General features: G+C 56.0%; 13 protein-coding genes. 6 read left to right on the top strand and 7 right to left on the bottom strand.

Features of this window, described 5'->3' with window-relative positions:
* Positions 1-11: 11 nt before the first annotated feature.
* The 5 genes from secD to ABHF33_RS01750 all read right to left on the bottom strand — a co-directional run bounded on the left by secD (position 12) and on the right by ABHF33_RS01750 (position 6,315).
* A complete protein-coding gene (gene secD / locus ABHF33_RS01770) occupies positions 12-1,841 on the bottom strand; it encodes a protein translocase subunit SecD (RefSeq protein WP_348945357.1) in 1,830 nt (609 codons plus the stop codon).
* A gap of 58 nt (positions 1,842-1,899) precedes the next feature.
* Positions 1,900-2,169 (bottom strand): preprotein translocase subunit YajC, encoded by a 270-nt coding sequence (yajC, locus tag ABHF33_RS01765; protein ID WP_348945356.1) that lies wholly within the window; start codon positions 2,167-2,169, stop codon positions 1,900-1,902.
* Between the two features lie 268 nt (positions 2,170-2,437).
* Positions 2,438-4,405 carry a transglutaminase TgpA family protein gene (locus ABHF33_RS01760; RefSeq protein ID WP_348945355.1) on the bottom strand — a complete coding sequence of 656 codons (1,968 nt, stop codon included), beginning with the start codon at positions 4,403-4,405 and terminating at the stop codon, positions 2,438-2,440.
* Positions 4,402-5,382 (bottom strand): DUF58 domain-containing protein, encoded by a 981-nt coding sequence (locus ABHF33_RS01755; protein ID WP_348945354.1) that lies wholly within the window; start codon positions 5,380-5,382, stop codon positions 4,402-4,404. Before ABHF33_RS01755 ends, ABHF33_RS01760 begins: the two co-directional genes overlap by 4 nt.
* Positions 5,383-6,315, bottom strand: a complete 933-nt coding sequence (locus tag ABHF33_RS01750; RefSeq protein ID WP_348945353.1) for an AAA family ATPase — start codon at positions 6,313-6,315, stop codon at positions 5,383-5,385.
* A gap of 221 nt (positions 6,316-6,536) precedes the next feature.
* Here ABHF33_RS01750 and ABHF33_RS01745 point away from each other — a divergent pair, with 221 nt between their 5' ends.
* The 6 genes from ABHF33_RS01745 to astE all read left to right on the top strand — a co-directional run bounded on the left by ABHF33_RS01745 (position 6,537) and on the right by astE (position 13,135).
* Positions 6,537-7,424: a histone deacetylase family protein gene (locus ABHF33_RS01745; RefSeq protein WP_348945352.1), complete on the top strand. Its 888-nt coding sequence runs from the start codon at positions 6,537-6,539 to the stop codon at positions 7,422-7,424.
* Positions 7,417-7,953: a C40 family peptidase gene (locus ABHF33_RS01740; RefSeq protein ID WP_348945351.1), complete on the top strand. Its 537-nt coding sequence runs from the start codon at positions 7,417-7,419 to the stop codon at positions 7,951-7,953. The genes ABHF33_RS01745 and ABHF33_RS01740 overlap by 8 nt, the downstream gene beginning before the upstream one ends.
* Before the next feature lie 139 nt (positions 7,954-8,092).
* Complete coding sequence (gene astA / locus ABHF33_RS01735) at positions 8,093-9,115, top strand: arginine N-succinyltransferase (protein WP_348945350.1); 1,023 nt, start codon at positions 8,093-8,095, stop codon at positions 9,113-9,115.
* A gap of 3 nt (positions 9,116-9,118) precedes the next feature.
* The gene (gene astD, locus ABHF33_RS01730) at positions 9,119-10,612 is read left to right on the top strand and encodes a succinylglutamate-semialdehyde dehydrogenase (protein WP_348945349.1); all 1,494 of its coding nucleotides are present in this window, start codon (positions 9,119-9,121) and stop codon (positions 10,610-10,612) included.
* Positions 10,612-11,985: an N-succinylarginine dihydrolase gene (gene astB, locus ABHF33_RS01725; protein WP_348945348.1), complete on the top strand. Its 1,374-nt coding sequence runs from the start codon at positions 10,612-10,614 to the stop codon at positions 11,983-11,985. The genes astD and astB overlap by 1 nt, the downstream gene beginning before the upstream one ends.
* Positions 11,986-12,127: 142 nt before the next feature.
* Complete coding sequence (astE, locus tag ABHF33_RS01720) at positions 12,128-13,135, top strand: succinylglutamate desuccinylase (protein ID WP_348945347.1); 1,008 nt, start codon at positions 12,128-12,130, stop codon at positions 13,133-13,135.
* A gap of 29 nt (positions 13,136-13,164) precedes the next feature.
* On the opposite strand, the gene arsJ is transcribed toward astE, so the two are convergent.
* Both arsJ and ABHF33_RS01710 read right to left on the bottom strand, forming a co-directional pair.
* Positions 13,165-14,385 (bottom strand): organoarsenical effux MFS transporter ArsJ, encoded by a 1,221-nt coding sequence (arsJ, locus tag ABHF33_RS01715; protein ID WP_348945346.1) that lies wholly within the window; start codon positions 14,383-14,385, stop codon positions 13,165-13,167.
* Between the two features lie 216 nt (positions 14,386-14,601).
* The gene (locus tag ABHF33_RS01710) at positions 14,602-15,021 is read right to left on the bottom strand and encodes a hypothetical protein (RefSeq protein WP_348945345.1); all 420 of its coding nucleotides are present in this window, start codon (positions 15,019-15,021) and stop codon (positions 14,602-14,604) included.

Raw genomic sequence — 15,021 nt, 5'->3', positions numbered from 1 at the left:
ATCTCCCGCTCTTACACTGACAGCGTAGTCAAGTTGCGACGGCGGCCATAAATCAGATTAATCAGGGCGCGGGATACGAATACCGCGCTGAACATCGAGGTCATAATCCCCAGGCAATGCACCCAGGCAAAACCGCGAACCGCACCCGAGCCGAAAATCAGCAAGGCTAGACCCGCGATCAGCGTGGTGATATTCGAATCCAAGATGGTGTCGAATGCGTGCTGATAACCATTCTGGATTGCCATATGCGGGCTTTGTCCATCGCGTAACTCTTCACGTACCCGCTCATTAATCAGTACGTTCGAGTCAATCGCCATCCCCAGCGTCAAGGCAATCGCCGCAATACCCGGCAAAGTGAGCGTGACGCCCAGCAATGACAGCAGCGCGATCAGGAACAACAGATTTGCGCCCAGTGCCAGCGTGGAAACCACACCGAAGACGCGGTAGTAAATCATCATGAAAATTGCAATTGCGGCAAAACCATACAGCGTAGAGTTAAAGCCCTTGCTGATGTTTTCCTTACCCAGTGAAGGACCAATGGTGCGTTCTTCAACAATATCCATCGGCGCAGCTAGCGAGCCCGCGCGCAGCAGCAGGGCGGTGTCGTTGGCTTCGGTAACATTCATCGAGCCTGAAATCTGCACCCGGCCACCGCCAATTTCGCCGCGCACCACAGGCGCAGTGACAACTTCGCCTTTGCCTTTTTCAACCAGAATCATCGCAATACGTTTGTTCACGTTTTCGCGTGTCAGATCCTTGAAGATGGATGCTCCTGTTGCATCCAGACCCAGATGCACCGCAGGGGCGTTTTGTTCATCAAAACCAGCTTGCGCATCGTTGATGTTTTCACCGGTCAGCTCCACTTCCTTGCGCAGTAAGATAGGCACACTTTCACCCTCGCTGCCACGGCGCTCGGTCATCAGCTCGAAGCCGGCTGGCACATTGCCATTGATTGCTTCGGCCAGCTTGGCTTGATCATCTTCAACCAGCCGAACTTCCAGTGTGGCAGTGCGGCCCAGAATGTCTTTGGCCTTGGCGGTGTCTTGCACGCCTGGCAGCTGGACAACGATACGGCCTTCACCTTGTTGCTGAATTACCGGCTCGGCGACGCCTAATTCGTTCACCCGGTTATGCAAGGTAGTAATGTTCTGTTTGACTGCGTCATTTTTCAGTTGCAGCAAAGCCGCTTCTGGATAGGTAACGATCAGTTTGTAATTGCCATCACTACTCACCGTTTCAACTTTCAGATTGACCAGCGTGTCACGCAGCGCCTTGTTGGCTGCTGCCAGCGTTTCGGCGTCGCGCAGTTGAACTTCGACGCGGTCACGTTCCTTGCTGATTTTGCCGTAACGCACCTTCTTGGCTTTCAGGTCGCGGCGAATGTCGCCAGCGGTTTTTTCCAGCGCTTTGTCGACCGCCGCTTTCATGTCCACTTCAAGCAGAAAGTGCACACCGCCGCGCAAGTCCAGACCCAGAACCATGGGTTTGGCGTGCAGTTTGGCCAGCCAGGCGGGTGTGTCTGAAACCAGATTCAGTGCAATTACATAATCACTACCCAGAGCAGCTTGAATCGCATCCTTGGCCTTGATCTGGCTGTCGGTGTCTTTAAACCGCAGCTTGACCGAGCCCGCCTCGAAGTAAGCGTCGATCGGTGTCACGCCTGCAGCTGCCGCAATTTTGCTGGCTTGCTGCACCATGGCATCAGTCACTTTAACCGTGACCCGTCCGCTGGAAACCTGGACTGCCGGGCTTTCGCCAAAGAAATTGGGGAGGGTGTACAAAGTTGCCAGGACAAGCGTGACAATCAGGAGGACATACTTCCAGAGTGGATAGCGATTCATGCTGAACCCCTGAGCTGCGGCAAGGCTGCCGCCAGCTCGGTTAGTATTATTTTGTGGATTACTTGTTTGCTTTCAAAGTGCCTTTTTCCAGGCGCTGGCCAATCGCCGCGCGCTGGATAACAACTTCAACACCGTCGGCTACTTCCAGAGTCACGTACTGATCGTTCAGTTTGCTGATACGGCCCAGCATGCCGCTGCTGGTGGTTACTTCATCGCCCTTTTGCAGCGCGCCGAGCATGGCTTGGTGTTCTTTGGCTTTTTTCTGTTGCGGACGAATCATCAAGAACCAGAAAATCACGAAGATCACGATCATTGGCAAGAAAGACATGAACGCGTTTGGCTCTGCCGGAGCGGCCGATGCGAATGCAGGTGTGATAAACATAAAAATAGTTTCCGTTTGTAAGCCCAACAAAGGCGGATCATTCTAGCCTTTGAAGCTATTAAAATCTACCGAATTACGGTCTTTTGTCCGTCCGATGTGAGCTGGGATTGATTTGAGGCATAGCCTTGGCCGACTATGACGGTGGTGTGACGTGAAAGTTTCCTGCGGGGCAAGTCGGAGTCGCTGTTTGGGCTGTCGTTCGACAGCCCGTTTTTCAAGGCTGGCGGGCCCGCGGCATTTGCCGGACTGCTTGTTCAAGTGCTTGCAAGGCGGCCGGGTCATTGCCGTAGCGAGCATTGAGATAGAGGTGTGTGATCGCCTTAATGTGCTGGGTTAGATGCGGGTATTGCGCCTGAGCTCGTGCTGCAAAGGCTTGCGCGGTTTCGCTAGCGGCTTTGTCCAGCGGCGCGAGTTTGCGGAGAAAACGCCGAAAGAGACGGCTGGCGGCGTCAGGGCGTGGCGGCTGGTTTTTATACAGCAGCCATGCGGCAAAACCGCCCAGAATCGTCAATAGCCCACCCATCAGCCATAGCAAAAAGGCGCTGGATAGAAAATCATCAATCCCCAGTTTTTTCAGTAACTCATTCTGGCGTTTCTGATCGTACCCCACCACCCATTGATTCCAACCGTGAACGAGGACATCCGCCTTCAGGCGCAGAGTTCTAAGCCAGGCATTATCCTGGCGCATCATAAAGGGTAGCTCGCTACTATCAATGCTCAATCCTATACCTGCCGTAATACGAGAAGGAGCAATCACAAAAGTGGGATCCACGCGCTGCCACCCCTGATCGGCATACCAGACTTCAGTCCAGGCGTGTGCGTCAGCTTGCCGGACTATCCAGTAGTCGGCATTTTGTTGTGCGCCCTGATAGCCAGTGACCACCCGCGCGGGGACACCGGCGGCCCGCATCAGGAAAGTAAACGCGCTGGCGTAGTGTTCGCAAAAGCCTTGCCGGTGGGTAAATAAAAACTCGTCGACGCGGTGGCGGCTGCTGAGTATCGGTGGGCTAAGGGTGTAGCTGAAATCATTATTACGCAGCCAATTGAGCGCGGCGGCTACACGTTGCCGGGGCGGCAGATGAGCCCAGCCCAAGGCGAGTGCACGGCTTTTCGGGTTTAGATCGGCGGGCAGGAGTAAGCTGCGCTCGATTTGGTGCGGGCTGTCGTTCACCGTGCGCCAGCTGAGTTGTGCGCTCAGCGCGATGCGTTTTTTCTCGCTGACCACCTGATTGCTGACTATTTGCAGGCGATTGCTCAGATTGGCGTTGGCTGGGATTTGCGTTGGCATATCCAGTGCCAGCAACCAGCTTTGCTGATGCGGTTCCAGCGTGACGCTGTAGCTGTAAATCTCACCTTCACCAATGATTTGCGGCACGGCCTGAAAGCGCAAGGTATTCTGATCGCTATTTCGGCCGTAGGCCGGTTGCCAGCTGATGCCGTCAAAATCCTCGAAGACCGGCCCGCGCCAGTACATTTGTGCCTGAGAGGGGGCTTGATCCTTGAAGCTGACACGGAAAGCAACACTTTCATCCTGGATCATATTGCCGATGCTGCCCGGCGTCATCTGATCGCCAGAAAGACCCGTTTTGGCACTTAAATGATCAGGAATCGCCCACAATGGTGCAGGCAGGCGGGGGAAAAGGACAAATAGCAGGATAGCAATGGGTATACCTTCCAGAATCATTCTGGATGAGATTTTCAGATTAATACCCATGGGGAGTGTGCTATCCAGCTCAATGCGCTGGGCGACATACAGAGCAGCCAGCGTGCTTAGCAAAGCGTAGGCTGCCTGCCACGGTGCCTGACCATGCAATAAAGCCATGCCCGAAAGCAAAAAAATCAGCAACAGCAAAGCGCGAACATCGCGCAGCGTGCGGGTCTCCAGCAGTTTGACAATGCTGAGCGCCATCAGAATGGCTACGCCGCCTTCACGACCGACCAGCGTGTGGTAGGCTTGAAATACCAGTACAGCGACAACCGCACCCAGCATCAGGTGGCTGTAGCGCGGCAGGCGCGCACGCTGATCGGCGCTCAGCCGCGTGAGTAGCAGCAAAATAGCCGCCAGGCTGAGCGCCAGCCAGAGGGGTTGTTCCAGCAAATGTGGAAAACAGCTGAGCGCCAGCGCGCCGCCCAGCCATTGCAAATCGCTGGCGCTGACCAGCCGCAATCGTGACGGAGTCATGTCACGCCTCCCGGGTACTGCGCCAGCGCGCTCAGGCAGCGATGTAAATGATCGTGGCCCAGAGCGGGTGGGAATTGCTGCGCGGGTAAAGCCAGCCCGTAAGGGCGCTGGGTGCTTTCGGCCTGCAATATCCAGGCTGTAAGGCGCGATAGCCGCACTTCAACGGGCAGGCCTGCCAGTTCGTCAAAATTGAGCCAGAGCGTGGCACCAATCGGCGATTGATGTTGGCGGATCAGGATTTGTTCGGTGCGCGCGCTTTGTTTCCAGGCAATATCATGCAGCGCATCGCCACGCTGAAACTCGCGCAAGCCAGCAAAATCCTCGTTGCCGCTGGCCTGCATTTTTTTGCCGTCGCTTAATGTGCCGTGATCGGGTAGGGGGGGCGGGTCCGGTTCGGGCTGCGGATAAACCAGCGCCACGCCATCAAGTACCAGATACGTCCAGCAGCGAAAAAAACCCAGCGGCATGGTGCTGCTGATCGTCAGGCGGGGCAGAGCCAGCACGCCGCGCAGCCGGGTTTGTACCGGCAGGGCCAGCAGTTGATGATCCTGCCCGGGAATATGCGTGCTGGCCGATTCGGCTTGTTGCCTGGCTTGAATGGTGACGCCAAAACGCGGCTGGCGTTTTTCATTAAGCAAAGTAAGCGGAAAATAGGCATTTTCACCAGCAAATACCGGAATCGGCGTGCCGCAACTGAGCTGCAGCCCCAGCAAATTGGCGTAAGTGCGCAGCAAAATCGCATGCGCAATCCCCAGCAGCAAAAAGGCAAAGAAAAACCCCAGACTGAGCTGATAATTGAGCGCGCCCACCAGCATGGTGATGAAAATCATGCCAAAACCCAGCCCATATAAGGTAGGCAGGATATACAAACGCTGGTGGCGTATGCGCACTTTACCGCTCTCGACGGGGTGACGTCGGGCCAGAAAACGTTGCCAGTAGGGCCGCCAGAATGACAGGAGTGCAGCGGGGATCGGCATTTACGGTATCGCTACGCTGTACATCAGCTGTTCGGCAATATGCGGGTCAGAGCGCCCGCTTTGACGCAGAATCAACCGATGTCCGGCCAGTGCTGGGAAAACCCGCTGCACGTCCTCAGGAATCACCATGCTGCGCGCTTCCAGCCAGGCGCTGGCCTTGCAGGCTTGTACCAGACCCAGCGCGGCGCGTGGTGACAGGCCGCAACTAAAGCGCTGGTCTTCCCGGGTGGCCGAAATCAGCGCCTGAATATAATCGAGCAAGGGTTCGGCCAGCTTGATCTGCGCAATATCCTGTTGCGCTTCTTGCAATTGCTCGGCAGACAGCATGGGGCTCAGCCGGGCGAGTACATCCTGACGGCTGATGCCCTGCAATAAGGCGCGCTCGGCTTTGGCGTCCGGATAGCCCAGCTCCAATCGGAGTAAAAACCGGTCCAGCTGCGATTCGGGCAAATCAAAAGTACCAATCTGGGCCTGAGGGTTTTGGGTGGCGATCACAAAAAACGGCGTTGGCAGTGCGTTTGTCTCGCCGTCTATCGTCACTTGCTGCTCGGCCATGGCTTCCAGTAGCGCAGACTGGGTTTTGGGCGTGGCGCGGTTGATCTCGTCGGCCAGCAATACCTGGGTGAAAATCGGTCCGGGATGAAAGCGGAACGCCTCCGCACTGCGCTCGTAAACTGAAACACCGAGCAAATCGGCTGGCAGCAGATCGCTGGTAAATTGCACCCGGGCAAAGCGCAGCCCGAGCACAGTAGCCAGAGCATGCGCCATCGTGGTTTTGCCCACACCGGGTACGTCTTCCAGCAGCAGATGGCCGCGCGCCAGAATGCCGATCAGCGCCAGGCGCATGGTGGCGGCTTTGCCCAGAATGATCTGATTGAGCTGCTGCTCGGCCTGATGCAAGCGTTGCAACATTTCACGACTTTGGGGTGTCATTCTTTTCCTCACTGCGTCTGGGGCGTAAACTTTAGAAACATTAGACAGACAAAAGTTTTCGGGCAAGGTGCTGACTCTGGGCAATTCAAACACTGCGGCCAGGCCAAGCATCGATGGGTGAAAACTTTTGCTTTGGTATTTGAAAGCATACAGCTAAATAGGTAAAGCCATTGTACGGTTCTAGCGGCGCAACTGCATTGATCGGCCATTCTGCATGCAGTATGCATGAAATGGGAAAAGGGCATCCGGAATGTCCGGAGCGGATTGCGGCGATCAGCGACCGATTGATGGCCTCGGGCATCTGGGACTATTTATTACACATCAATGCCAACCCTGCCACCCGCGAGCAGCTCGCCCGCGTTCATCCCGAAGCCTATCTGGACAAGCTGGCGCTGATGTCTCCGGCCACCGGTCATGTGCATCTGGAGCCCGATACCGCGATGAATCCCTATTCACTCAACGCCGCCTACTATGCCGCTGGCGCCGGGGTGCAGGCCGTCGATATGGTCATGAGCGGCAAAGCGCAAAACGCATTTTGCCTGATTCGCCCGCCGGGGCATCATGCCGAACGCGAGCGCGGCATGGGTTTCTGTTTTTTCAATAATATTGCTGTGGCAGCACGGCATGCGATTGCGCAATACGGCCTGGAGCGTGTGGCGATTGTCGATTTTGACGTCCATCACGGCAATGGCACCGAAGACGCTTTTTACGACGAGCCCCGCGTGCTGATGGTCAGCATTTTCCAACATCCGTTTTTCCCTTACTGCGGCGATGTACCCAAAGGTGCCAATATGCTCAATGTGGCCATGCCGCGTGCCAGCCGTGGTGCCGAGTTTCGCGAGGTGGTACTGGAAAAATGGCTGCCTACGCTCAACGATTTTGCCCCGCAATTGCTGCTGATTTCGGCCGGTTTTGACGCGCATCTGGAGGACGATATGGGTTCGATGGGGCTGGTTGAGGCCGATTATGCCTGGGTGACCAAGCAGCTGATGAAAGTGGCTGAAACGCACGCCCAAAAGCGCATCGTGTCCTTGCTGGAAGGCGGTTACGATTTATCCGCGCTGGCGCGTAGCGTGACCGAACACATCAAAGTGCTGGCCGATGTTTAAGCGCACAATCAAAATCGCCCGCTCGCTCACAGTCTTGCTGGTGCTGGGCTCAATACTCTGGGGGTGTAGCAGCACCAAACCCTCATCCAGTAAGCCCCACAAGCCTATACCCTCCAAGCCCAGCCTAAGCAAAATTCAGGTCAATGGCGATGCACGCGAAGTCATTATGGTGGCGCTTGGTTTGCTCGATACCGGCTACCAGTTTGGTGGCAATAACCCGGAAGCCGGTCTCGATTGCAGTGGCCTGGTTAAATATGTCTATAAAAATGCGCTGCAGCTCGATCTGCCGCGTACCGCCGCCGAAATGGCGCAAGCCACCCGCACGATAGATCGTGCCGATTTGCGCCCGGGCGATCTGGTTTTCTTCAATACGCTGGGCCGGCCTTTCTCGCATGTGGGCATTTATCTGGGCGATGGCAATTTCATCCACGCGCCGTCGAGCAAGGGCAAGGTGCGGATCGAGTCGATGAGCAATAGCTATTTTGCCAGCCGCTTTGAGGGCGCGCGCAGCCTGCTGCTCAGGAACTAGGCTTTGTCTGCCTGAGCTTTACAGCGGTGCTGAACCAGCTCTGGCTGCCTTTCATCCCTTGCGGATAGACCCAATACGCTTTGCAATAGGCCTTTGCTACATTGAGTAAGTCTTGTCTTTCGACCTTAGGCTTATCTCAATGCTGATCCGTCCCACCCGTCTTTCCGATCTTGATGCAATTCTGGCGCTGGCCAGCAGCGCAGGTGTGGGCGTCACCACTTTGCAGGCCAATCCAGAGCGATTTACCAAACGCATTGAGGCCAGCATCGCCAGCCTCAATGGCGAACCCGAGCTGGGGCAGGCGAGCTATCTGTTTGCGCTCGAAGACGATGAAACCGGGGCTTTGGCTGGCATTTGCGGCATCGAAGGCGCAGTCGGTATGGACGACACCTGGTACAACTACCGCGTCGGTTTGTCGGTACATGCTTCGCGCGAGCTCGATATCTATAAGCAGCTGCCGACGCTGTTTTTAACGTCCGATCTCACCGGTGCCAGCGAGCTATGCACGCTGTTTTTAGCTCCCGATTATCGCAAAGACGGCAATGGTGCTTTGCTGTCCAAATCGCGCTTTTTATTTATGGCCGCCAGCCCTGAGCGTTTTAGCCCGCGAGTTATCGCCGAAATGCGCGGCGTGTCGGATGAAGCTGGCCGCTCGCCGTTCTGGGAAAGTCTGGGGCGGCATTTTTTCAAAATGGACTTCGCCCGCGCTGATTTTCTGTCCTATGTCGGCAGCAAATCGTTTATCGCCGAGTTGATGCCCAAATACCCGATTTATACCTGTCTGTTGTCTGACGAGGCGCAGGCGGCCATTGGCCACGTCCACCCGGCCACCATGCCAGCACGCGCGATGCTCGAAGCCGAAGGATTTCGCTATCAGGGCTATATCGATATTTTTGACGCTGGCCCCAGCCTGGAATGCCCGCGCGACACGATACGCGCCGTCAAAGACAGCCGCGTCTATCAGAGTCTGGCCGTGGCGCATCCACCCAAAAACGGTACAGCCTGGCTAGTGAGCAATGGTGAAGTGGCCGATTTTCGCGCAACGATAGCCTACACGCGGCCATTGGAAGACAGCCTGCCGCTAACTGCCGATGTCTTGCAACGACTTAATCTTGAAGACGGGGCGAGTGTGCGCGCCGTTGTACTCTCTGCTAAGGGGTAAGTAATGACTGCACTTGATGGCGATTTGATCCATGGCAATCTGATTCACGGCCAATGGCAAGCAGGCTCTGGCGAGGTGTTTTCGTCAAAAAACCCCGTTTCGCAGGCGATCATCTGGCAAGGCCGTGCAGCGAGCGCTGCTGAAATTGACGCCGCCATTGCCAGTGCCCGCTCGGTCTTTGTCGCCTGGCGCGATCTGGATCTGGCCGCGCGCATTGCGCTGATTCGCAATTTTGGCGAGCTGCTCAAGGCCAATCAGGCCGATCTGGCTGCGACCATCGGTATGGAAACGGGCAAGCCACGCTGGGAAGCGCTGACCGAAGTGACGACGATGATTAATAAAATCGACATCTCGATCAAAAGCCATGAAGAGCGCACCGGCTACAAAGAAGCGCCACAGGGCGATGCGATTGCCGTCTTGCGCCACCGTCCGCACGGCGTGGTGGCCGTGTTCGGCCCGTATAATTTTCCCGGCCATTTGCCCAATGGTCATATTGTTCCGGCGCTGCTCGCCGGTAATTGCGTGGTGTTCAAGCCGTCTGAACTTGCGCCACTCACGGCACAAAAAACCGCCGAATTATGGCTGGCTGCTGGCTTGCCCGCAGGCGTGCTCAATGTGGTGCAAGGCGCCCGCGAAACCGGCGTTGCGCTCGCGGCGCATCCGCAAATCGACGGGCTGTATTTCACCGGCAGTGCAGCCACCGGCTACGCACTGCATCAACAGTTTGCTGGCCAGCCGGAAAAAATCCTCGCGCTGGAAATGGGCGGCAATAATCCGCTGCTGGTCGAAGAAGTCGCCGACGCTAATTTGGACGCCGCACTCCATCATGTGATCCAGTCAGCGTTTATTTCAGCTGGCCAGCGCTGCACCTGCTCGCGACGTTTGCTGGTGCCGCAGGGCGAGTGGGGCGATGCTTTCCTTGCACGCTTGGTGAATGTGGCCAGCCAACTGCAAGTCGGCGCCTGGGACGCCGAACCGCAACCGTTTATGGGCAGCGTGGTGTCGCTGGCTGCCGCTAACCATATGCTCGCAGCACAAGCGCGTTTAATCGCCGCTGGTGCGGTCAGCTTGCTGGAAATGCATAATCTGCAAGCCGGAACGGCCTTGCTGTCGGCGGGGATGCTGGATGTCAGTGCCGTTGAAAACCTGCCTGACGATGAATACTTTGGCCCGTTGCTGCAAGTGCAGCGCTACGCCACATTTGAAGACGCAATGAAGCTAGCGAATGCCACGCGCTTTGGTCTAGCGGCCGGGATTTTAAGTGACTCGCGCGAGCAGTACGAGCGCTTCTGGCGCGAATCACGCGCCGGGATTGTGAACTGGAACAAACCGCTTACAGGCGCATCGAGTGCTGCGCCGTTTGGTGGCGTCGGCGCTTCGGGCAATCACCGCGCCAGCGCTTACTACGCCGCCGATTATTGCGCTTACCCAGTCGCGTCGATTGAAGCCGAACAACTGATCTGCCCAGCCCAATTGCCTCCGGGGATGACACTGTAATGATTGCAAACACCGCTTTTGAAGCCGCCACCAGTTGCGAAGCCAATTTCGACGGCCTGGTTGGCCCGACTCACCATTATGGCGGGCATTCTTTTGGCAATGTCGCGTCAACGGGCAACGCCAAACTGGTCGCCAACCCGCGCGAAGCTGCGCTGCAAGGCCTGGCCAAAATGAAGGCGCTGGCCGATATGGGCTATCAGCAAGGTGTGCTGCCGCCGCAGGAAAGACCAGCCACCTGGCTAATGCGTGAGCTGGGGTATACGGGTAGCGATCAGGATATGATTGCCGCTGTGGGCAATACTAATCCGGGGTATTTGTCGGCAATGTGCTCGGCCTCCAGCATGTGGGTGGCCAATGCCGCGACGGTGAGCCCGTCGGGCGATACGCTGGACGCCCGCGTGCATTTCACCGTGGCCAATTTGCAGAACAAATTTCACCGCGCGATTGAGCATCGCCAGACCGAACGCACACTGAAAGCGATCTTTGCCGATCCGCGCCATTTTAATGTGCACGCCGCCTTGCCGATGATGGCCGCTTTGGGCGACGAAGGCGCAGCCAATCACACACGTTTTTGCAGCGATTACGCCGGGCAGGGCGTTGAATTTTTTGTATATGGCAAGCAACACTGGGGCGGGCGTGTAGAGCCGCAGCGCTTTCCCGCGCGGCACACGCTGGAAGCGAGCCAGGCTGTGGCGCGCCTGCATGGTTTGCGCGACACGCACACCGTTTTTGCGCAGCAAAACCCAGCCGTGATCGACGCTGGCGTGTTTCACAATGACGTGATCGCTGTGGGTAATCAGAATGTGCTGTTCTGCCACGATGAGGCGTTTTTGAATGCGCCGCAAGTCTACGCCGAGCTGAACCGCAAATTTGGTGCAGGCTTTGAACTTATCGAAGTGCCCAGCAGCGCGGTCAGCGTCGCCGACGCGGTGAAATCGTATTTGTTCAACAGCCAGTTGCTCGCCAAAGCCAATGGCAAACAGCGATTATTGGTGCCGGAAGAATGCGCCAACACGCCGGCGGTGTGGGCCTACCTGCAGCATTTGGTGCATGACAACCGGGCGATTGATGAATTGCTGGTATTCAATCTCAAGCAAAGCATGCAAAACGGCGGTGGCCCGGCCTGCCTGCGTTTGCGCGTTGCCTTGAATCAGGCCGAGCTGGCCGCAGTCAATCCGGCAGTCTGGATGAACGACACGCTGTACGCCGCGCTGACGCAGTGGGTACAAAAACATTATCGCGACCGCTTGCATGAAAACGATTTGATCGACCCGGCTTTGCTCACCGAAGTGCGCACCGCACTCGACGAGCTGACGCAGATTTTGCAGCTGGGCGCGATTTACCCCTTCCAGCGGCAAGGGCGCGACGATTAAGCCAGGGCTTGAGTGAGATCGGGCGCAATGGTGAATGTCGCGACAAGCTGCGCGCCGAAAAAGCCAGATAGGGTGAAGGCTGCTAAACTGACGCCCGCACAGCCGTTTGCCTTCTCGCAAACCCGATTCAATGAGGTCAACCATGTCACACACCACCTTTTTACAAAAAACACTCGCAGGCGAAACCTCAATGGGCCTGCAGTATTGCTTGCCAAACGGGATGTGTGTGCAGGTGCTCGATGAGGGCGTAATCCGCTTTGAGCCGCACGACGCCAGCCATAGCGTGCTCGATCTGGTGGTCTCTTGCGGCATTCACGGCAATGAAACCGCGCCAGTCGAGCTGGTCGAGCAATTAATCGAGCGCATTTTGCGCCAAGAATTGCGCGTCCGCTCGCGCGTGCTGTTTATTTTTGGCAATGTGCCCGCCTTGCGCGCGGGTCAGCGCTTTATTAAAGAAGACATGAACCGGCTGTTTAACCGCGAGCCGGAAGTTGAAGATGGCACCGAAAAACGCCGTGCGATGATGCTGGAAATGCACGTTGGGCGCTTTTTTGGCAGCAATACCACGCCACGTTTTCACTACGATCTGCACACCGCCATTCATGGCTCGCTGATCGAGAAATTCGCCATTTACCCGCTGCCCAAGCCGGGCCGTCGCTTTAGCGCGCAGGAAATTGCCCGCTTGAGTCTGGCTGGGGTGGACACGGTCTTGCTGCAATCAACGACATCCAGCACGTTTTCCTATTCATCAAGCTTTCATTACGACGCGCATTCATTCACCATCGAGCTCGGTAGCGCGCGCCCGTTCGGGCAGAACACGGCGATTGACCTCTCCAGAATGGACGCTTACCTGAGCGGGCTGATCCAGGGCGAGCTGCCGCAGCCCGAGCTGATCCCGCCGCAAGTGCAGATTTTCCGCGTGTCACGCGAAATACCGAAAACCAGCCACGATTTCAAATTTGCCATCGACGGCAAAACCGACAACTTCACGCCGCTTCCCAAAGGCATGCTGCTGGCCGAAGACGCTGGCCTACCTTTTACAATCATTGAGGACGACGCCCGGATTATTTTCCCCAACCCCGACGTGCCGCCGGGGCAAAGGGCAGGGCTAGTGATTATCCCGGCGCGTGATTTTCTGGCCGAGCATTAATTGATATTGGGAAAATTGGGGCGCTGGTTTTACGCTGCCGAGTGCCGCGGCAAAGCGCTAGAAATGATGGCCGCCAGCGTGATAAAGCTGGCCGAAATCCACAAACACGCCGCCAGCCCCGCAGTCTGAAACACCCAGCCCGACAACACCGTACCGATCAGCCGCCCCATCGCGTTGGCCATATAGTAAAAACCCACGTCGAGCGAAGCGCCGTCTTCTTTGGCGTAGCTCACAATCAGATAGCTGTGCAGCGATGAATTGATTGCGAACAGCACGCCAAACAGCAATAAGCCCCCGACCAGTATTGCCTCCAAGGCCAGATCAGTACTGATCCCTAGGGCAATACCCATAGTCAAAACTCCTAAAGGCACAGCCCAGAGCATCGCCGCACGGCCATCGGGCACTTTGCCCGCCTTTTTGCCGGTGAGATATGGTGCCAGAGATTGCACGATGCCGTAGCCGATCACCCAGCAGGCAAAGAATGTCCCGACTGCCCAATCAGCCCAACCCAAAGTCGTCGCCATAAACACCGGCAGCGCCACCACAAACCACACATCGCGCGCGCCAAACAGGAACAGCCGCGCCGCCGACAGGATATTCACCGCACGGCTGCTGGAAAAAATCTCGCCAAACTTGGGCTTATTTTTCGCCTTGCCCAAATCCGCTTTCAAGCTCAACAGGCTGGCAATCCACACCAGCAGCAACACGCCCGCCATCGCCCACATCGCACCAGCAAAGCCCAAAGTCGCGAGCAAAACGCCGCCGAGAAAAAAGCCAACGCCTTTGAGCGCGTTTTTCGAGCCAGTCAGCACCGCCACCCACTGAAACAGCTTACCCTCGGCCTCCGCGCTACCCGCCGGAATCAGCGCCTTGATGCTGCTCTTCGCGCTCATTTTATTCAGATCTTTTGCGATCCCCGACAGCGCCTGCGCCGCCATTACCCACGGCACCGATAGCATCGCCGTCGGTACGGTCAGCGCCAATAGTGCAATCACCTGCAGCCCAAGGCCGATATTCATCGTCTTATTCAAACCAATCCGCGCGCCCAACCAGCCACCGACGAGGTTAGTGACCACGCCAAAAATCTCGTAAAACAAAAACAGCATCGCAATCTGCAAGGGCGAGTAGCCGAGCTGATGAAAATGCAGCACCACCAACATCCGCAGCGCACCATCGGTTAAGGTGAAGGCCCAGTAGTTGCCGGTGATGATGAGGTATTGGCGAATGGCGGGGGAGAGGGTGGAAAGCATAGGTGATCCGCTTATGGGGTATTGGCTTGTAGGGCTTGTTGCTCAAGGCTTGTGGGGCAATACATGGCTTAGTTTGGCTCCAGTGTTTACGTAGTGTGTGAAAACCCGCAGGGTTTGCGCACCAGAACGCGATGAATACGCATCGAGACAATGAATCTGTACCGAATCCGCGTGCGCAAATCAAGATTTGCACGCCCTACATGACTTATTGATGCACTATTTGTTGTTAATACATTCACAAATTTGAGCTACCAATAGTTTTAATTCGTGCTCTGGTAAAGCTGCAGCAGCCAAAAACGATGCTTCAGAAACGTTCATGACTCCTATGCGTTCACCTTCCCAGAATTCGATGTTATCTGACGAGCAAAACAGACAATGAATGTGAGGTGAGTATTTTCTATCTTCGATAGAGTCTACAAGCGACGCAATTACATCCCAAAAGTCTGAGGAATTGTCTGGCATCAAACGACTGATTTTTTGAGCAAACTCAGAAAATGCACTGGCGTGTGTGTATTGTTGTCCGTCAATACTACAAAAAATTATTTCTCCATATGCAAAGTCACCTAGGCTCGGATGTGCAAAAATTTGCTTACAGTTACCGCATTTGGCCAAATAAGTTGAGATCTCTTTATTCAT

Source organism: Chitinibacter sp. FCG-7 (assembly GCF_040047665.1).
GTDB classification, from domain to species: Bacteria; Pseudomonadota; Gammaproteobacteria; order Burkholderiales; family Chitinibacteraceae; genus Chitinibacter; species Chitinibacter mangrovi.
Note: the sequence above shows the minus strand (reverse complement) of the source record. Positions and strands in the feature narration are given on the sequence as shown.